Origin of the sequence: Actinocatenispora sera (assembly GCF_018324685.1) — a bacterium.
GTDB classification, from domain to species: domain Bacteria; phylum Actinomycetota; class Actinomycetes; order Mycobacteriales; family Micromonosporaceae; genus Actinocatenispora; species Actinocatenispora sera.
Window position 1 is genome coordinate 4,023,262 of record NZ_AP023354.1, and the last position, 18,918, is coordinate 4,042,179.

The 18,918-nt window shown below is 71.0% G+C and carries 17 protein-coding genes and 1 tRNA gene; 7 read left to right on the plus strand and 11 right to left on the minus strand.

The window, feature by feature from the left end; genetic code table 11:
• Nucleotides 1-26 precede the first annotated feature (26 nt).
• Nucleotides 27-362: a hypothetical protein gene (locus Asera_RS19225; RefSeq protein WP_157035017.1), complete on the plus strand. Its 336-nt coding sequence runs from the start codon at nt 27-29 to the stop codon at nt 360-362.
• A 182-nt stretch (nt 363-544) separates the two neighbouring features.
• Complete coding sequence (locus Asera_RS19230; protein ID WP_030448013.1) at nt 545-1,255, plus strand: HU family DNA-binding protein; 711 nt, start codon at nt 545-547, stop codon at nt 1,253-1,255.
• A gap of 80 nt (nt 1,256-1,335) precedes the next feature.
• On the opposite strand, the gene Asera_RS19235 is transcribed toward Asera_RS19230, so the two are convergent.
• The 5 genes from Asera_RS19235 to ctaD all read right to left on the minus strand — a co-directional run bounded on the left by Asera_RS19235 (nt 1,336) and on the right by ctaD (nt 6,855).
• A complete protein-coding gene (locus Asera_RS19235; protein WP_030448014.1) occupies nt 1,336-2,310 on the minus strand; it encodes a pirin family protein in 975 nt (324 codons plus the stop codon).
• Between the two features lie 158 nt (nt 2,311-2,468).
• Nucleotides 2,469-3,317, minus strand: a complete 849-nt coding sequence (locus Asera_RS19240) for a MauE/DoxX family redox-associated membrane protein (protein ID WP_051802656.1) — start codon at nt 3,315-3,317, stop codon at nt 2,469-2,471.
• 69 nt (nt 3,318-3,386) lie between these two features.
• A complete protein-coding gene (locus Asera_RS19245; protein ID WP_030448016.1) occupies nt 3,387-3,995 on the minus strand; it encodes a cell wall protein in 609 nt (202 codons plus the stop codon).
• Nucleotides 3,996-4,006: 11 nt separating this feature from the next.
• Nucleotides 4,007-4,432 (minus strand): RlpA-like double-psi beta-barrel domain-containing protein, encoded by a 426-nt coding sequence (locus tag Asera_RS19250; protein ID WP_030448017.1) that lies wholly within the window; start codon nt 4,430-4,432, stop codon nt 4,007-4,009.
• Between the two features lie 611 nt (nt 4,433-5,043).
• Nucleotides 5,044-6,855, minus strand: a complete 1,812-nt coding sequence (gene ctaD / locus Asera_RS19255) for an aa3-type cytochrome oxidase subunit I (protein WP_051802657.1) — start codon at nt 6,853-6,855, stop codon at nt 5,044-5,046.
• A 172-nt stretch (nt 6,856-7,027) separates the two neighbouring features.
• On the opposite strand from ctaD, the gene Asera_RS19260 reads away from it, so the two are divergent.
• Nucleotides 7,028-7,972, plus strand: coding sequence for a cation diffusion facilitator family transporter (locus Asera_RS19260; protein ID WP_244843941.1), 945 nt, complete (start codon nt 7,028-7,030; stop codon nt 7,970-7,972).
• A gap of 824 nt (nt 7,973-8,796) precedes the next feature.
• Here Asera_RS19260 and Asera_RS19265 read toward each other — a convergent pair.
• The 4 genes from Asera_RS19265 to Asera_RS19280 all read right to left on the minus strand — a co-directional run bounded on the left by Asera_RS19265 (nt 8,797) and on the right by Asera_RS19280 (nt 11,435).
• Nucleotides 8,797-9,792, minus strand: coding sequence for a class I SAM-dependent methyltransferase (locus Asera_RS19265; RefSeq protein ID WP_157035018.1), 996 nt, complete (start codon nt 9,790-9,792; stop codon nt 8,797-8,799).
• A gap of 449 nt (nt 9,793-10,241) precedes the next feature.
• Nucleotides 10,242-10,317 (minus strand) — tRNA-His (locus tag Asera_RS19270).
• 58 nt (nt 10,318-10,375) lie between these two features.
• On the minus strand, nt 10,376-10,999 hold the full coding sequence (gene orn / locus Asera_RS19275) for an oligoribonuclease (RefSeq protein ID WP_084132241.1): 624 nt from the start codon (nt 10,997-10,999) through the stop codon (nt 10,376-10,378).
• 85 nt (nt 11,000-11,084) lie between these two features.
• Entirely contained in the window at nt 11,085-11,435 is a 351-nt protein-coding gene (locus Asera_RS19280; protein ID WP_030448022.1) for a DUF488 domain-containing protein, read from the minus strand.
• A 247-nt stretch (nt 11,436-11,682) separates the two neighbouring features.
• Here Asera_RS19280 and Asera_RS19285 point away from each other — a divergent pair, with 247 nt between their 5' ends.
• The 3 genes from Asera_RS19285 to Asera_RS19295 all read left to right on the plus strand — a co-directional run bounded on the left by Asera_RS19285 (nt 11,683) and on the right by Asera_RS19295 (nt 14,982).
• Entirely contained in the window at nt 11,683-12,978 is a 1,296-nt protein-coding gene (locus Asera_RS19285) for an exo-beta-N-acetylmuramidase NamZ family protein (protein WP_211255679.1), read from the plus strand.
• A gap of 122 nt (nt 12,979-13,100) precedes the next feature.
• On the plus strand, nt 13,101-14,006 hold the full coding sequence (locus Asera_RS19290; RefSeq protein ID WP_030448024.1) for a MurR/RpiR family transcriptional regulator: 906 nt from the start codon (nt 13,101-13,103) through the stop codon (nt 14,004-14,006).
• Nucleotides 14,007-14,235: 229 nt separating this feature from the next.
• The gene (locus Asera_RS19295; protein WP_030448025.1) at nt 14,236-14,982 is read left to right on the plus strand and encodes a DUF4232 domain-containing protein; all 747 of its coding nucleotides are present in this window, start codon (nt 14,236-14,238) and stop codon (nt 14,980-14,982) included.
• Between the two features lie 147 nt (nt 14,983-15,129).
• Here the strand turns inward: Asera_RS19295 and Asera_RS19300 are convergent, their stop codons facing one another.
• The gene (locus tag Asera_RS19300; protein WP_030448026.1) at nt 15,130-16,881 is read right to left on the minus strand and encodes an AMP-binding protein; all 1,752 of its coding nucleotides are present in this window, start codon (nt 16,879-16,881) and stop codon (nt 15,130-15,132) included.
• A gap of 353 nt (nt 16,882-17,234) precedes the next feature.
• On the opposite strand from Asera_RS19300, the gene Asera_RS19305 reads away from it, so the two are divergent.
• On the plus strand, nt 17,235-18,176 hold the full coding sequence (locus Asera_RS19305) for a sigma-70 family RNA polymerase sigma factor (protein WP_030448027.1): 942 nt from the start codon (nt 17,235-17,237) through the stop codon (nt 18,174-18,176).
• Nucleotides 18,177-18,275: 99 nt separating this feature from the next.
• On the opposite strand, the gene Asera_RS19310 is transcribed toward Asera_RS19305, so the two are convergent.
• Nucleotides 18,276-18,875 carry a MarR family winged helix-turn-helix transcriptional regulator gene (locus tag Asera_RS19310; RefSeq protein ID WP_084132243.1) on the minus strand — a complete coding sequence of 200 codons (600 nt, stop codon included), beginning with the start codon at nt 18,873-18,875 and terminating at the stop codon, nt 18,276-18,278.
• Between the last annotated feature and the right edge of the window lie 43 nt (nt 18,876-18,918).

An 18,918-nucleotide genomic window follows, 5' to 3' on the forward strand; every position in this document is an offset into this window, starting at 1 on the left:
CGCCGGAGCCTCACCCGGCTGTCGGGGTGCCGGACGCGGTCGGTGTGCTGTTGCCGACCGGATTCTCGCGGCGCGGCACGCCGCGATCGGGTGGTCCGCTCTGCCTACCGGTGCACCCCGAGACGCCGGGGGTTTCACTGCGCGACAGCCGATCGACGGGTGGCCTCGCCGCGTATCCGGGGGCCCGCCGCGCGGCGATCGCCGATCATCAACTGCGGCAGTGGATCCGGACGACAGCGGTCAATCGTCCGCCGCGGATCGCCGGTGCGCCCGGGATTGCGGGCTCGAATCGGTCGGCGCGCCGTCCCGATCGGAGAAATTTTCTCGGCCGCACCCGCAGCCACCTGCGCGAACATCGGTGAACCGGCAATTGGTTGGCGCCCAACAGATTCGCTCGAATCATTGTCTGGATAGGACGGTCCGGCCGAATGCAAAAGCGCTGCTGCGTAGCAGGAATGTCGCTAGTCCTGTTTGGTCAGTGGCGCTTTGGCGTGCATACTGTGAACGCGAGGCAGTCAGATGCCCATAGCTGACGGGAGTTGTCGTGAACAAGGCAGAGCTGATCGAGGCGCTGACCGCGCGCATCGGCGACCGGAAACAGGCCGCCACGGCGCTTGATGCGGTGCTCGACGAGATCCAGCGCACGGTGTCCAAGGGTGGAAAGATTTCGCTGGCCGGTTTCGGTGTCTTCGAGAAGCGGGCCAGGGCGGCGCGCACCGCCCGCAATCCGCGCACCGGAGAGACGGTGAAGGTGCGCAAGACCTCGGTCCCGGCGTTTCGCCCGGGCCAGGCCTTCAAGGACGTGGTGACGGGCAAGAAGAAGGTCTCCGCGGTGACGAAGACGACCGCGAAGAAGGCGGCCGCGACCAAGACCGCGGCGAAGAAGTCGGCTGCGAAGAAGACGACCGCCGCCAAGAAGACGACCGCCGCCAAGAAGACGACCGCGGCCAAGAAGACGTCCCCGGCCAGGAAGGCGACCCCGGCCAAGAAGACCACGGCAAAGAAGACCACCGGCGCCAAGAAGGCAACGGCGCGGAAGACCACCGCGGCGAAGAAGACGACCGGTGCGAAGAAGACGACCGGTGCGAAGAAGACCACCGCGAAGGCGGCAGCGAAGAAGACCACGGCGCGCAAGACCGCGGCAAAGAAGACGACCGCCAAGCGCGCGGTGGCCAAGAAGGGTGCCGCCACCCGCAAGACCGCGGCCCGCAAGACGACCGGTGCGACGACCCGCCGGTCGCCGCGCAAGCGCTGACCGGCGAGCGACCCAGCGGCAACGACGCGATCGGGGCCATCGAGTAGCTGCTCGATGGCCCCGATCGTCGTGCGGTCTGGTCAGAGCACGTCGTGGCCCGGGTGAGGTTCGGCCGGAATCGTGCCGAGCTTTCCGGCCTGGAAGTCCTCGAACGCCTCGACCAGTTCGCGCCGGGTGTTCATCACGAACGGCCCGTACGCCGCGATCGGCTCCCGGATCGGCTGACCGCCCAGTACCAACACCTCCAGCGCCGGACTGCGCGACTCCTGCGCCTCGGCGGCGGCGACGGTGATCGCGTCGCCCGGTCCGTACACGGCGAGCTGGCCGGACTGCACCGGGCGCCGCTCGGCGCCGACGCTCCCGCGACCGGCGAGCACGTACACCAGGGCGTTGAAGTCCTGGCGCCACGGCAGCCGCAGCTGGGCGCCGGCCGCGACGGTGGCGTGTACCAACGAGATCGGCGTGTGCGTGATGCCCGGGCCGGGGTGGCCGGCGACGTCGCCGGCGATGACCCGGACCAGCGCGCCGCCGTCGGGCGAGGACAGCAGCGCGACCTCACCGCCGCGGATGTCCTGGTAGCGCGGGTCGGTCATCTTCAGCCGCTTCGGCAGGTTGACCCACAGCTGGATGCCGTGGAACAGCCCGCCGGACACGACCAGCTCCTCCGGCGGCTTCTCGATGTGCAGGATGCCGCCGCCCGCGGTCATCCACTGGGTGTCGCCGTCGGTGATCAGGCCGCCGCCGCCGTTGGAGTCCCGGTGCTGGAAGGTGCCGTCGATCATGTAGGTGACGGTCTCGAAGCCGCGGTGCGGGTGCCACGGCGTGCCCTTGGGCTCGCCCGGCGCGTACTCGACCTCGCCCATCTGGTCCATGTGGATGAACGGGTCGAGGTCGCGCAGGTCGACCCCGGCGAACGCCCGATGGACGGGGAAGCCCTCGCCCTCGAAGCCGGACGGTGCGGTGGTCACCGACCGCACCGGTCGCGGCACCGCGGTCGGTGCGGTCTCCGGCACCCGGGGCAGCACCAGCGGGTTGGCCACGGTGACGGCTGGCATGGCGTACTCCTTGCGGTTGCTGCGCCGGTGGGTCCCGGCGCCTGTCGCCCACAACCTTAGTTGCTTTCGCAATATTCCGCTAGACAAGTAGATCCGGAGGACACGAAAGAGGCCGGCGTGGCGAGGCGTCCGCCCCACCACACCGGCCCATCGCACCGTCAGGCCGTGGCCACCAGCGGATCATCGACCAGCGCGAGCCGTACCGCGTCGGGGTCGTACCGCAGCCGGGGCACGGCGAACACCGCGGTCTGGCCGCCGTCGGCGTGGTAGCACACGATCCGCCACGCACCGGAGTCCCAGTGCTCCAGCACGTCGCTGCGCAGCCGGGTGCCGATGCCGCGATAGGCGTCGCTCGCCTCCAGCTGGCGCAGCGTCGACGCCAGCGGCAGGTCGTACGCCAGGCCGGCGAGCGGGTGCGGCCGCATCCGGGCGTACAGCCGGCGCAGCGGCAGCAGCCACTCGTGGTCGGCCTCCGGCGACAGCAACACCATCGCCGCGCCACCGGCCAGCAGCGCCGCGACCACCGGGTACGGGTGGCTCGCGACCGCGGTCGGCCACGCCACGGGGGCCACCAGCGCGACCAGTGCCACCGCCAGCAGCAGCCCGGCCCGGACGAAGCTGCGCCAGGTCACCGGCGCCGACCGGGCACTGACGCACCCGCACGACGAGCCGGGCGCGGCCACCCGTGAGTAGGCGAGGTAGCCGAGGAACCCGGCCGCCGCCACCGCCGTGGCGCCGGCCACGACCCGCGCCGGCACGGTCAGCGCCGGCCACCAGGTGGCCAGGCCGCCGGCGAGCAGCAGCGCGGCGATCGTGACCTCCGCGACGCCGACGCCGCCGTACACGGTGGGGGCCCGGTCCTTGCCGACCAGGGTGCCGAGCGCGGAAGCGGCGGACCGCGCGCGGGCGGTGCGGCTGGTCAGCTTGACCCGGCCGGACACCGCGAACACCCCGGCCAGCAGCACCGGCGCCGCGCCCGCGACGGCGGCCACCGCCGGGGTACTCACGCCGCCTCCGCGGGAGTGAACGCGCCGGCGGTGCTCATGGCGCATCCCCGGTCGAGCGGTCGGCGGGGGTCATGCCGCCACCGTGCCCGCGTAGATGGTCGCGAGGTCCACCTCGTTGGTGTCCGGCCGCCAGGCCCCGATGATGTGCACGTGCCGGCCGATCCGCAGCTTGGACAGGTCGCCGGTGGTCGGCGCGTCCCGGTACACCGCGGCGGTACGGCCCGGCACGACGTGCCCGATCACCTTGTTGCCGTCGTGGTTGAGGTGCAGCCACGAGTGGCCGATGGCGGTGATCTCCACCGACATGCTGACGATGTTGACCCACAACGAGTCCGCGCCGAGCGCGCCGCCCGGCAGCGGTACGCCCCGGGCGTAGAGCCCGTCGCCGACGGCGACCTGGTCGAACGTGGTCGGGTGCAGCTTCCAGATGCTGGTACCGCTGGTGACCTGGATGCGGTGCAGCACGTTGTCCGAGCCGGTGACGAGCAGAACGTGGTCCTTGATGCCGGTGACCCGGCCCTCGGCGAAGTTCGGGTCGACCTCGCCCGGCGTGAACTGTGCCGGTGCGGCGTGCGCCGTCTCCGGGGCGAGCGAGCCGAGCGCGGTGGCACCGGCGATGCCGGCACTGCCCAGTACGGCGGAGGTGAGCAGCCGGCGGCGGTCCATGGCGGTGGTCATCAGATGCCTCCTCAGCTGTCGATCCGGCACGGCAACAGGCCGCTGGACAGGCTGGCGATCGCGCTGAACGCCGACGGCGTCAGGTCGATCAACCGATCGGTACCGCAGGTCGAGCCGCAGCAGTGCCGCTCGCCGCAGAACAGGTGGGTGTTCGGTCCGCAGTCGGCGACGCTGGCCGACACGCAGCCGCCGGTGCACTGGTTGGTGATGTAGAAGACGTGGCCGCAGCCGCGCAGGGCGAGGTTGTGCCCGCAGTTGTACGGCTGGGTGATCGAGTAGCACGCGTCCGAGGCGTGCGGCCAGGCGCACTGGTGCGAGCCGGAGTTGCAGGTGCCGCAGGCGCCGCCGCCGGCCGAGGAACACGGTCCCCAGGACGCGCCGCAACAGAACCAGGACATCTCCCCGTACGCCGGTGCGCTGCTGTTGGAACAGCCCATGACGGACTCCCTTCGTACGACGGGCGATCCGCGCCTGGCGGCCGTACCGGGGCGCCGTCGAGCGGCGCGGGCGGGTGCGCTCGGACGCGGAACCGCGAGGATGCCGGCCGCCCGTGGGGGAGCGCGCGACCGGGGGGTGCACCGTCGAACCGACGACGGTGCGACACGAGCCGGCGCCGGCGCCGGGCTCGCCGATCTGCGAGGTCAGCCGACCTCGGGTGCTGGGGGTGGGTGCTGCCGCATCTGACCTCCGCTGTGGTCATCGGTGGAGCGACAGGAGAGGGGCTAACGAACAAATCCTGTCAACGGAGATGTCATCCGTCAATACGGTACTAGATGGAAATTTTCTACAAAGAAACTTCAGAAGGTGCGCAATCGAGCACGATGTGGTGATGACAAACCGCTCGAGACCGGACAGAACGGTCTGGTAGCGACGGCCGACGAGCCGGCGCCCCAGCACCTCTTCCGGACCGGCCTAACTGTCCACATCAGACAGTCCGGTATGGACGGTCCGAACAGGACGGTGGCGGGGACCCGGCGCCGTCGGTCCGGTGGGGACACGAACGTGGCGGGTACCCGGCCGGGTACCCGCCACGTTCGAGCCGTCGTCGCTAGCGGTCGGCGCGATGCGCGCCGCCGGACCGGCCGGAGCCGTCGTCCTCGTCGCCGGCCGACGTGCCGCGCTCGCCGGCCAGGGCCCGCTCGGCCGCCAGCGCGTCGTCGATGGTCGGCGTGGTGGTCGGCGGCTCGTCCACCAGCTCCGGGTACTTCAGGTCGAAGGCCGGGCGCTCGCTGCGGATGCGTACCATCCGGTCGAAGTTGCGCAGCGGCGGCGGGCAACTCGTCGCCCACTCCAACGCGTTCCCGTACCCCCAGGGATCGTCGACCTCGACGATCGGTCCGGACTTCCATGACCTGTACACGTTCCAGGCGAAGGGAAGCATCGAGATGCCGAGGATGAACGCGCCGATGGTGGAGACCATGTTGAGCGTGGTGAAGCCGTCCGTGGCCTGGTAGTCGGCGTAGCGGCGGGGCATGCCCTCGGCGCCGAGCCAGTGCTGCACCAGGAAGGTGGTGTGGAAGCCGATGAAGGTCAGCCAGAAGTGCAGCTTGCCGAGTCTGTCGTCCATCATCCGGCCGGTCATCTTCGGGAACCAGAAGTAGACCCCGGCATAGACGGCGAACACGATCGTGCCGAACAGCACGTAGTGGAAGTGGGCCACCACGAAGTACGTGTCGTGGACGTGGAAGTCGATCGGCGGCGAGGCGAGCAGCACGCCGGACAACCCACCGAGCAGGAACGTGACCAGGAAGCCCAACGCGAACATCATCGGCGTCTGGAACGTGAGTTGGCCGCGCCACATGGTGCCGATCCAGTTGAAGAACTTCAGCCCGGTCGGCACGGCGATCAGGAAGCTGAGGAACGAGAAGAACGGCAGCAGTACCTGTCCGGTGGCGAACATGTGGTGCGCCCACACCGTCATCGACAGGGCGGCGATGGCGGTGGTGGCGCCGACCATGCCCTTGTAGCCGAACAGCGGCTTGCGGCTGAACACCGGGATGACCTCGGTGACGATTCCGAAGAACGGGATCGCGACGATGTAGACCTCGGGGTGGCCGAAGAACCAGAACAGGTGCTGCCAGAGCATCGCGCCGCCGGTGTCGGAGTCGTACACGTGCGCACCGATCACGCGGTCGGCCAGGGCGGCGGACAGGGCCGCGGCGAGGATCGGGAAGACCAGCAGCACCATCAGGCTGGTGATCAGGATGTTCCAGGTGAAGATCGGCATCCGGAACATCGTCATGCCCGGCGCCCGGAGCGTCAGGATGGTGGTGACCATGTTGACCGCGCCGAGAATCGTGCCCAGACCGGAAATGATCAGCCCGACGTACCAGATGTTGGCTCCGGCGCCGGGAGAGTTGGTGACGTCGGCGAGCGGCTGGTACGCGGTCCAGCCGAAGTCGGCCGCACCACCCGGCATGAGGAACCCGCTGAGCACCAGGATCCCGCCGAACAGGAACAACCAGTACGCGAAGGCGTTCAGGCGCGGGAACGCCACGTCCGGCGCACCGATCTGCAGCGGCACGACGTAGTTGGCGAACGCGAACACGATCGGCGTGGCGAACAGCAGCAGCATGATCGTGCCGTGCATGGTGAACAGCTGGTTGTACTGCTCCGGCGACAGGAACTGCATGCCCGGCCGGGCCAGCTCGGCGCGCATCAGCAGCGCCAGGAACCCACCGACGGCGAAGAAGGCGAAGGCGGTGACCATGTACATGATCCCGATCTGCTTCGCGTCCGTGGTCCGCAGCGTGCGCGCCAACCACGAACCGTGCGGGGGGATGTGTACCGGCCAGGGCCGGGTCACGATCGGCCGCGGACTGATGTCGCCACTCGGCGGCTTCGGAGTGGTGAGGGTCATTGCCCGGTCCTCCGCGCATCGACATCGATACTGAGCGCGTCACTACGGTGACGCCCTGACTCGTGACCGTAGTACCTCAATCCCGCGCTGCGGGAGCCTTTGCCGGATCTCGCGATATGTGGTCGCGCGACCATGACTTGCATACATAGCAATGTGTTTATATATTGGCCGGGTGGCTGGGGAACACCAACACACGCACGCGGTCTCCGTGAACGCCGACCGCCGGCTGCTGACCGCCGCGCTGTGCCTGATCGTCGCGTACATGGCGGGCGAGGTCGTGGTCGGTGTGTTCGCGTCGTCGCTGGCCCTGCTGTCCGACGCCGCGCACATGCTCACCGACGCCGCCTCGATCGTGCTCGCCCTGATCGCGATGCGGCTCGCGGCGCGGCCGCCGCGCGGCAGCTTCACCTACGGCCTGCGCCGGGTCGAGATCCTCTCCGCCCAGGCCAACGGGCTGACCCTGCTTCTGCTCGCGGTCTGGCTCGGCTACGAGGCGGTCCGCCGGCTGATCGAGCCACCGCCGGTCGCCGGTGGGCTGGTGCTCGGTACGGCGCTGGTCGGCATCGTGGTCAACCTGGTCGCCACCTGGCTGATCGGCCGCGCCAACCGGACCAGCCTGAACATCCGCGGCGCGTACCAGCACATCCTGACCGACCTGTTCGCGTTCGTCGCCACCGCGGTGGCCGGCGCGGTCATGCTGTTCACCGGCTTCGACCGGGCGGACGGCATCGCCACGCTCGTCGTCGTGGCGCTGATGGCGAAGGCCGGCATCGGGCTGTTGCGCGACTCCGCCCGGATCTTCCTGGAGGCGGCCCCGGCCGGAACCGACACCGGCGCGCTGGGGGAGCGGCTCGCCGGCTGCGACGGCGTGGCCGAGGTGCACGACCTGCACCTGTGGACGATCACCTCGGGCGAGCCGGCGCTGTCCGCGCACGTGCTGGTGCGTCCCGGGTACGACTGTCACCGGGTGCGACGCGAGATGGAACGGCTGCTGCGGGAGGAGTACCAGGTCGACCACAGCACCCTGCAGGTGGACCACCAGCCGGCCGCCGCGGCGCCCGCGGCCGAGCCGTACTGCGAGCGCAGCCACGGCCCGGTGCACCGTCCGGCACGCTGACGGCCGGTGCGGTGAGCGAGAGAGGCTCGCCTCCCGATGCACCCCCCAGAACAACGGGAGGCGAGCCACGTCCGGTCGTCCCCCGGATCGGCGGATCACTCACGCCGGGCGGCCCCGCCGAGATCGGCAGCGAGCCGTCGCGAGCCCGGGTTCGGACCCTGCGGGCCGGCCGAACGCACACCCCCCAGAGGCGTTCGTTTCCGTACCCGCTGCACACAGCGTATCCGCAGAAAGCGCTCTGTAGCCTCGCCCCTTCGGCCCCGATCGGGTAGGACCAAAGACCCTGCGCTACCACGCGGAGCGGTGGGAAGCGCGTGTCGCCGGCGAGACCCGGCATCGGTCCGATAACGGTGTCAGAAGTCGGCTCGATTCTCTACAGAGAGTTATTGTGAGTTGCCCTCGCGTTCATGTGGGATACCGCACCCGCAGATCAGAGGCCAGATGGCGGTCGATCGTGGTTACTCGGCGTACCGTTACTGTCGGTAGCCGATGCTGGTGCACGACCCCCTGGTGCACGAGCGCGGCGCGGCTGGTGCGCAACCCCCTGGCGCATCAGCCTGGTACGAGCGGTCGGTGTGCAACCCCCTGGTGCACCGGCCTGGTACGAGCGGTTGGTGCACGACCCCCTGGTGCACCGGCGCGGCACGAAGGTCGGTGCGCAACCCCTGGTGCACCGGCCTGGTACGAGCGGTTGGTGCACGCCCCGGTGCGCCAACGCCGCACGAGGTTGGTTCGCAACCCCCTGGCGCATCAGCCGGTTACGTGGCGGCTGGCCCGGCGCAGTCCCGCGCCGGGCCATCCGCCGTTTCCGTACCCCGGCTCGCTCAGGCGATCGCCTCGGCCGGCACCGGCGCCGGTACGCCGGCCGCGAAGTCCCAGAACCCGTCGTGGTGCCGGTAGCAGACGCCACAGCGCCGGCAGAACGCGGCGAAGTCGGTCCAGTCCAGCCCGCCGCGGCAGGACGGGCACGCCATCCGCGCGGCGAGCCCGCGGGTGTGCGGCTGGGTCTGCTCCGGTACCGGCCGCAGCCGGGGCCGGGCCGGGTGCCGCCGGCGGGCCAGGACGAACTGGCTCGGCCCCCACCAGCCGCGGCCGACCCGCTGGGCGAGTGCCTCGATGCCGGCCGCCGGCGTCTGCAGCGCCTCGGTGAGCCGTGGGGGCAGCCGCCGGTCCCAGCGGCGCAGGTTGTTCACGCTAGCCACCTCGGTGGTGTCCCAGCCCAGCGCGTCCAGCGAACCGCGCACCGCGCCCAAGTGGTACAGCCGGAACGCGCCCGCGGTGGTACCGGTGATCTGCGGTGTCGGGTCGCTCAGCGGCACCGCCGAGCCGTACCGCAGGGCGCGCAGCCGGGCCAGCAGGTGGTGCTTGATCGGTATGTCCAGCAGCCAGCGGGCCCGGATGGTGCGGCTCATCTCCGCCAGGTACCGGTCGAGTTCGGTCAGGTGGTGCAGCACCCGGACCACCATGGCGGCGTCGAACGCGTCGTCGATGAACGGCAGGGCGCGCAGGTCGGCGCGGACCAGGTGCAGCCGGCCGCGGTCCACCGCGGCGTAGTGTCGCGCCTCGGCCGCGCGTAGGTTGTTCGCCGAGTAGTCGACCAGTACCGCGTGCTCGGCGATGTCGGCGTAGTGCGCGAGGTTGCGGCCGAACCCGCCGCCGAGGTCGGCGAACCACTCGACGTGCCCGAAACGTGGTAGCAGGCGACCCAGCGCGTGCTGTTCGGCGTGCGACTCGTAGTCGCGGCCACGCCAGTAGCTGCGGTAGTCGTACCCGTTGCTGTCGTAGTCGGCCGGTTCGCGGCCGTCCGCACGGTGTGTCATGACCAATCCAGGCTCGGCGTTGGTCGATCGGTACCGCTGTTCGTCGCGCCACCGATCGACGTCGGTCAATTGCGACTCGCGGTCGCGACACTACCGACCGCCACCGGAAGGGTCTGCCGGCCGCCGCTGTGTCACCTGCACGGCGGACCCGGGGTGCCGCGGATCGCCAGCGGTGCCCCCGTCCACGGCCGGACGGGACTCCCGTCGCGGGACCGCGAGACACCCGCCCGGCGGTCGTGTTCGACCCGTTCGCCGGAACCGGAACGTCACCGGGCGGCCGTCGTGCTTCGTCCCCGCTTCGCCCGAACGCGTGCCGCCCGGCGGTATCGGCTGCCTGGCGATCGGTGCCGCCGCGGTGCTCGGTGTGGGGCGGGAGGGTGGGACGGGGGTGTGGGACAGGGAAGGGAGACGACGAAGGCCCCGGTCCCGCAGGACCGAGGCCGCTCGTGTGGGGTGACTGATGGGACTTGAACCCACGACACCCGGGACCACAACCCGGTGCTCTACCAGCTGAGCTACAGCCACCATCGCACGCCGGGCTCGGCGTGCCGGTTCATAGTAGCGGGTGCCGCGGTGGGCCCGACTACGGGGTTTCGGGGGCGGTTTCCGGGCCGGTGGACAGCGATGCGGCGATCTGCTTCGCGGTGTCCACGTCCGGCCCGGGCGGCGGCACGAAGATCGCCTTCCGGTAGTACGCGAGCTCCCGGATGCTCTCCTCGATGTCGGCGAGCGCCCGGTGTGCCAGCCCCTTCTGCGGTTGGCCGAAGTAGGCCCGCGGGTACCACCGGCGGCACAGCTCCTTGATCGACGAGACGTCGACCATCCGGTAGTGCAGGAAGTCGTCCAGTCGCGGCATGTCCCGGGCGAGGAAGCCCCGGTCGGTCGCGATGGAGTTGCCGCACAGCGGCGCGGTGCGCCGGTCCGGGACGAACGTCCGAACGTAGTCGAGGACCGCGTCCTCGGCCTCGGCCATCGACACGCTGGACGCGCGTACCTCGTCGGTCAGCCCGGACTTGGCATGCATGTCCCGGACGACCTCGGTCATCGAGTCCAGCAGGGCGTCGTCGGCCTTGATCACGATGTCCACACCGTCGCCGAGCACGTTGAGCTCGGAGTCGGTGACGAGCACCGCGACCTCGATCAGCGCGTCGCGGCGCAGATCGAGGCCGGTCATTTCACAGTCGATCCAGACGAGGTGTCCTGTCACATCGCACACCCTATGCCGTCCGCGAGCGGCCGGCCGGCCCGGATCGGGCGCGTGTCGGCCGCTCGCGGACCGCGGATGGTCCCGGTCAGACCCGCTCGGCGATGACCTGCTGGAGCACGGCGGCCTGGCTGTGCTCCGGGTCCTTGGTGGCGGTGAGCAGGGTCAACGTGCCTTTTCGGGCGATGCCGGAGAGCCGCTCCAGCGCCGCCGTCCGCTCGGCGTCGGTCAGCTCGCCGCGGTAGCGACGGCTGAACTCCTCGAATCGTTCGGGTATGTGGGCGTACCACATCCGCAGCGCATCGGACGGAGCCACCACCTTCTCCCATTCGAAGTCGGCGTCCGCCTTCGCGACGCCACGCGGCCAGAGCCGGTCGACCAACACGCGGGTGCCGTCGGTGCTGGCCGATTCGTCGTACACGCGCTTGACCTCGATCATGTCTACAGATCTTTGCGTGCCAACCGGCCCGATGGGCCGAAATCGGCGGGATCGCCACCGAGGCGCGACCTGGCGCCTGTGGCATCGTCTCGGGTACCGGGGGCGGGCCTGCGCCGGGGACCTGGGGATCCGGGCGGTACGACGCGCAGGTTCGTGAAAGCGATTTTCTTGACCTGTACCCATGGTGATTGTAATTTCCGAAACGGCGTCGGCATCGGGCCGGCCGGGCGGAATGTGGGTGAGGTCGATGAGACGACGAGCGTTGCTGTCGGCGGCGGCCGGGACGGTGGCGGTCGGCGCCACCACGATCGGCGCCGGTGCCGCACCCGCGGCCGCGCATCCGGGCGGCCGCAAGCAGGTGCGGACCGGCCTGCAGAACCTGATCGACGACGGCTGGCAGGCGCTCGCCGGCGCGAAGGTCGGCATGGTGTCCAACCCGACCGGCGTCGACTCCGCGTACCGGCACGCGGTCGACCTGATGGTCGAGGGCGGCACCGTGGACATCGTCGGGGTGTTCGGCCCCGAGCACGGGTTCCGCGGCTCGGCCCAGGCCGGCAGCTCGGAGGGCACCAGCACCGATCCGCGCACCGGCCTGACCGTCTACGACGCGTACGGCGCGACCCAGGACGACTGGGCGTCGATGTTCGGCAAGGCCGGCATCGACACCGTCGTCTACGACATCCAGGACGTCGGTGCGCGGTTCTACACCTACATCTGGACGCTGTACGACTCGATGGTGGCGGCCGCGAAGCTGGGCCTGCGCTACGTGGTGCTGGACCGGCCGAATCCCTGTGGCGGCAAGGCGTACGGCCCGATGATGACCGCCGGCTACGAGTCCGGCGTGGGCAAGAAGGAGATCGTCCAGCAGCACGGGATGACCACCGGCGAGCTGGCCCGTTTCTACAACGGCGAGTTCCTGCCAAGCGCCGCCGGCCGGTCGGTGGACCTGTCCGTGGTGCAGGTCAGCAACTGGCGCACCGACCAGCTCGGCACCGACCTGACCTACCTGCCGTGGGTGCTGCCCAGCCCGAACATGCCGACCCAGACCTCCGCCCTGGTCTACCCCGGTACCTGCATGTTCGAGGGCACCAACGCCGCCGAGGGACGCGGCACCACCCGGCCGTTCGAGCTGATCGGCGCGCCGTACCTGGACTACCACTGGAGCGACCGGCTCAACGCCGCCGACCTGCCCGGGGTGCGGTTCCGCGAGGCCTACTTCACGCCGACGTTCAACAAGTACGCCAACACGCTGTGCAACGGCTTGGAGGTGGAGATCGTCGACCCGGCGCGGTACGACCCGATCGCCACCGCGGTGCACATGCTGGTGGAGGCGAAGAAGTACGACGGGTTCGCCTGGCGCTACGACGACTACGACCCGGTGCGGCCGTACTGGATCGACAAGCTGACCGGCTCGCCCCGGCTGCGCACGATGATCGACGACGGCGCCGGCGCGTCCGATGTGATACATGCATGGTCGGGTGAATTGTCCGCGTTCCGCGCCCAGCGTCGTCGCTACCTGCTGTACTCCGGTCCGGGACGATGAGTTTTACTGAGCGCCGGCCGAGGCGTACCAGCATCGGTGTCGGAGCCCGCGCAACCGTCGACTGCGACACTGGTCCCAGCACCGGCTGACCGAACCGCCGGAGAGATCGAGGTGCCTCGCCAGTGTCCAAGACTGCCAACGATGCCGCGCCCGGCGGCCTGATCGTGCACGTCAGCGGGCTGCTGCCGGCGCTGTCACCGGCCGAACAGCGAGTCGCCCGCCTCGTCATCGCAGATCCGGCCGCCGCCGCGCGGCAGACCATCACCGAGCTGGCGTCGGCCGCCGGTACCTCCGAGGCCACGGTGATCCGGTTCTGCCGTTCGGTCGGCATGAGCGGGTACCCGCAGCTGCGGATCCGGCTGGCGGCCGAGGCGGCGCGCCGGGTCGAGCCGCCGGACGCCCGCGTGGTCGGCGGCGACATCCCGCCCGGCGCGGACATGGCGCAGATCATCGCGACGATCTCGTTCAACGACGCGCGGGCGGTGGAGGAGACCGCCGAGCAGCTCGACGTCGCCGCCTGCGAGCAGGCGGTGGCGGTGCTGTCCGCGGCCGGCCGGGTCGACGTGTTCGGCGTCGGTGCGAGCGGTTCGGTGGCGGCCGACTTCCAGCAGAAGCTGCACCGCATCGGCCGGACCGCGTTCTACTGGCCGGACACCCACACCGCGCTGACCAGCGCGGCGCTGCTGGGCAAGGGCGACGTCGCGCTCGGCATCTCGCACACCGGTACCACCACCGACTGCGTCGACGTGCTCGACCAGGCCCGGCGGCAGGGCGCCACCACGATCGCGCTGACCAACTACCCGCGCTCGCCGATCGCCGAGGTGGCCGACGTGGTGCTGACCACCGCGGCGCGGGAGACCACGTACCGTTCCGGTGCGATGGCGAGCCGGCTGGCCCAGCTGACCGTGGTCGACTGCCTGTTCGTCGGCGTCGCGGCGAAGAACCGGACCCGCACCAAGCGCAACCTGGAGGCCACCGCCGAGGCGGTCGCGTCCCGCCGGGCGACCGCCAACCGCCGCCGCGGCTGACCGCTGCCGCGGCTGACCGCCGCCGCGCTGACTGCCGCGGCGGGCCGCTGTCGCGAGTCGCCGTGGCTGGGTGCCCGCGTGACCGGTGCCGCGGAGACCGCCGTGGGTCGGTCAGACGGCGCGTCGGTCGATCGGGTGCCGCATTTCGGGCCGGGCTGCGGAAAACCACCACAGAACCTACGATCGACGGGCACTTCATTTCGGTTCGGGCACGGCCGGGGAGGCACCGATGGGTACTCGTCACTGGTGGTCGGACAGGCGGGCGTTCGCCCTCGGCGCCGTGGCGGCCGCCGCCGTGCTGCTGGCCGGCTGCGGCTCGTCGCACGACGACGCGGCCGGTTCGGGCCCGAGCGGTACCGGCGGGCACTCGGCGCACGGCAGCGGCAGCCCCGCCCCGAGCGGCAGCCTGCAGATCTCGGCCGACCCCGGCTCGTCTGGGAAGTCGGGCTCCGGCGGTACCTCGTCCGGCGGGAAGAGCACCGGCGGCAAGGGCTCCGGCTCCGGATCGACCGCCGCCTCCGGGGGCGGCGCGGTGCCCGCATCGAAGCGCTGCCGGCCCGGCCAGCTCAAGGCGACGGTACGGCCGCTCGGTGCCGCCGCCGGCACCCACCACGCGTCGATCATCCTGACCAACACCGGCGGCAGCTGCCAGTCGTCCGGCTACGTCGGGCTGCAACTGGTGTCCGCCTCCAACGGCAAGATCGCCACCTCGGTCCTGCACGACACCGCGCAGCGGCCCCGCACCGTGACGCTCAAGGCGCACGCCACCATGTACGCGCCGGCCAGCTGGGGCGCGGTGGCAAGCAGCGGCGAGTCGCAGACCGGAAACTGCGAGCCCGCGCCGCACGGGCTGCAGGTGGCGCTACCCGGCGCCTCCGGTACGGCGCACGCGGCCTGGTCGTACGGGCCGGTCTGCGGCCACGGCGCGATCACCGTCGGCCCGCTGGCGTCGGGTTCCGGCCCCGCCGGCGGCTGACGCCACCCCGCCGGGAACGTCGGGGTCGGCCTGGTCCGGGCCCCGCCAGCGCCGCCGGATCCGGGGCCCCGCCAGCGCCGCCGGATCCGGGCATCGCCAGCGCCGCCGGAGCCCGGGGATGACACCGGGCACCGGCGGCGTGGGATCTCACGGGGTGTCGGTGAGGTCCTCTTCCCAGTACTCGTGGGTCGAGCGCACCGCGGCGTCGGTGCCGCTGCCGTGCACCTGCTCCTCGCGCTTGCGCAGGTCGACCCGGCGGATCTTGCCGGAGATGGTCTTCGGCAGCTCGGCGAACTCCAGCCGTCGCACCCGCTTGTACGGCGCCAGGTGCTCCCGGGCGTAGCGCAGGATGTCGCGGGCGGTCGCCGCATCGGGTGCCACGCCGGCGGCGAGCACCACGTACGCCTTGGGTACCGCGAGGCGCACCGGGTCCGGGCCCGGCACCACCGCGGCCTCGGCCACCGCCGGGTGCTCCAGCAGTACGCTCTCCAGCTCGAACGGGGAGATCCGGTAGTCCGCCGCCTTGAACACGTCGTCGGCGCGGCCCACGTAGGTCAGGTAGCCGTCGGTGTCCCGGCTCGCCACGTCGCCGGTGTGGTACCGCCGGCCGCGCATCGCGTCCGCGTTGCGCTCCGCGTCGTCGCGGTACCCGGTCATCAGCGGCACCGGTCGGCGGTCCAGGTCGATGCAGATCTCGCCCTCGACCCCGGGCTCGGTCACCACCGTGTCGGTGGCCGGGTCGACCAGGGTGATCTGGTACCCGGGCAGCGGCCGCCCCATCGAGCCGAGCTTGAGCGGCGCGCCGGGCGGGTTCCCGATCTGGCAGGTGGTCTCGGTCTGGCCGTACCCGTCCCGGATGGTCAGCCCCCAGGCACGCCGGACCTGTTCGATGACCTCGGGGTTGAGCGGCTCGCCGGCGCTGGCCACCTCGCGCAGGCTCAGCCGCGCTGCCGACAGGTCGGCCTGGATGAGCATCCGCCACACGGTCGGTGGCGCGCAGAACGTGGTCACCGCCGCGTCGCGCAGCACGCCCAGCAACGCCGCCGGGTCGAACCGTTGGTAGTTGTAGACCAGCACGGTGGCGCCGGCGTTCCACGGCGCGAACAGGTTGCTCCAGGCGTGCTTGGCCCAGCCCGGCGAGGAGATGTTGAGGTGCACGTCGCCCGGCCGCAGCCCGAGCCAGTACATCGTCGACAGGTGCCCGACCGGGTAGCTCTGGTGGGTGTGCTCGACCAGCTTGGGCTGCGCGGTGGTGCCGGAGGTGAAGTAGAGCAGCAGCGGGTCGGTCGCCGCGGTGTCCGGCTCCGGCGGCAGGCCGCCGAACCCGTACGCGTCGGCGTAGCGCAGCCAGCCCTCGACCGGTTCGCCGACCGCGATCCGGGTGTACGACCCGGGCACGTCGGCGAACTTCGCCGCGTCGGCGGAGCGGGCCACCACGTGCCGGGCCTCGCCCCGGTGTACCCGGTCGCGCAGGTCGGCGGGCCCGAGCAGGGTGGTGGCGGGGATGACCACGGCGCCCAGCCGCAGCAGCGCGAGCAGCGTCTCCCACAGCTCGATCTGGTTGCCGAGCATCACGATGACGCGCTCGTTGCGGGCCACCCCCTCGGCGGCGAGCCACGCCGCGAGCTGGGTGGACCGCTCGGTCAGGTCGGCGAAGGTCAGTTCGGTGTCGCTGCCGTCCTCCTCGATGACCCGCAGCGCGATCTGGTCCGGCCGTTGCGCGGTGAGTACCGCGTCGAACCAGTCCCGGGCCCAGTTGAAGCTGGTCAACTCCGGCCAGGAGAACTCGCGGTAGGCCCGGTCGTAGTCCTCTTCGGCCGCCAGCAGGAAGTCTCGGGCCGCGCGGAATAACGCCGTGCCGTCACCGGTTGGAGTGGTGGTCGTCTCACTGTGTGCCATGCGCGCCCCTCTCGGACGTCTCACCAGTGTTGCGGGTGGGCTCGATGATCAGGTGGGCTCGATGATCAGGGAAGCCGGCGAGCGGCCGGCGAGCCTGGCAACAGTGTGGTGCGCCGGACGCCGTGGTGGGGGTGTCGGAGAGGTTTTCAGCTTTCTCCCAGTCTCTACCAGGGTTGGCCGCAGGCGAGGACGGTTACATGAAGGGACCGGGGGACTACCGGATCGGCCGCGGGGGCAGCCGGTTGCGGTGATTGGCCATACACCCTAGCTCGGAATCACTCCGGTCGGTAGGACGTTGTACGCAGTGGCAGGGCGCACAGCGGGCAGCTCAGCACAACGGGAGGACGGCGAACGTGGCGAACGACACGGGTATCCGCACCGACAAAGTCGCCGAGGAGCGCGACCTGGTCGGTGTGTACCTGCACGAAATTTCCAGGACGCCGTTGTTGGACGCGGCCGGCGAGGTCGACATCGCGAAGGCGGTCGAGGCCGGGCTCTACGCCGACAAGCTGCTCGAAGCCGGACAGACGGTGCACGGCGCCTCGAAGGCGGAGCTGACTCGGCTGGTGGTCGAGGGGCAGCGGGCCAAGGAGCAGTTCGTCAAGGCGAACCTGCGGCTCGTCGTCTCCATCGCCCGGCGGTACGTGCGCAGCGGCATGCCGATGCTCGACCTCATCCAGGAGGGCAACACCGGTCTGGTCCGCGCGGTCGAGAAGTTCGACTACGAGCGCGGCTTCAAGTTCTCCACCTACGCGACCTGGTGGATCCGGCAGGCGATCAGCCGGGCCATCGCGCAGCAGGAGCGCACCGTGCGACTGCCGGTGCACCTGGTCGAGGACGTCAACCGGATGCGCAACATGACCCGCCAGCTCACCCGTGAGCTGGGCCAGGAGCCCGAGGCCGAGCAGCTGGCGAAGGGGCTGGGCGTCAGCGTCGAGCGGATCAACGAACTCAAGCGCTGGTCGCAGGACACGGTGTCGCTGGACACCCCGGTCGGCGACGACGGCGACACCAACCTCGGCGACCTGGTCGCCGACACCGACTCGCCCAGCCCGGAGGATCTGGTGCTGGCCGGGATGGAGCGCGACCGGGTGGACGGGCTGCTCGGCCACCTGGACGACCGGTCCGCCGGCATCGTCCGCGCCCGGTACGGGCTGGACGACGGGCGGGAGCACTCGCTCACCGAGGTGGCGCAGCGGTTCTCGCTGTCCCGGGAGCGGATCCGGCAGCTGGAGATCCAGGCGCTGCACCGGCTGCGCGAGCTGGCCGGTTCCGGCGGCCTGGACGCCGCCTGACCGCATCCACCAGCACGAACGACGGCCGACCCCGAGGGGGTCGGCCGTCGTTTCGTCTTCGGCCCCGAACGCCGTACCGTCCGGTGCCGGCGCGGTTCGTCAGCCGCCGGCGGCGCTGCCGGCCGATTGGCTGCCGGTCGAGTCATTGCCGGCGGTGCCGGTCGAGTCGCTGCCGGCCGAGTCGTGCGCGGCGGTGCCGGCCGAGTCTTTGCCGGGTCGTGCCTCGCCGGCCGGTCCGCGATCGGTGGCCTCGTCCTCGGCGGCCTCGCAGAGCAGCCGGACCGCCGCGGCGACGGTACGCAGGCCGTCGGTGTCCAGCCGTTCCAGCAACCGCCGGGTGGCGAACTCGCCGGCCTCGTTGAGCCGGTCCAGCAGCCGCCGGCCGGTAGCGGTCAGCTCGACCCGGCGCACCCGGCGGTCGTTCGGGTCCTCGCGCCGGCTGACCAGGTGCTGAGCGGCGAGCCGGTCGACGATGCCGGTGACGGTGGCGAGCCGGACGCCGAGCACGTCGGTGAGCGCCTGACCGGAGCTTGCCCCGCGCGCCAGCGCGATCAGGACCTTGAGCTGCTGCATCGTCAGGTTGAGGTCGAGCAGGGGGCTCGGCCGCAGCCGGGTCGCCGCCTGCTGGAGCCGCTGCCCGTCCGCCAGGATCCTGCCGATCAGCTCGTCGCCGGTGACCACGTCCGTCTCCCCAGTCATTTCGTATCCGGCGAGCCACTGTCCGTGCACGGTCGGGGGCCGG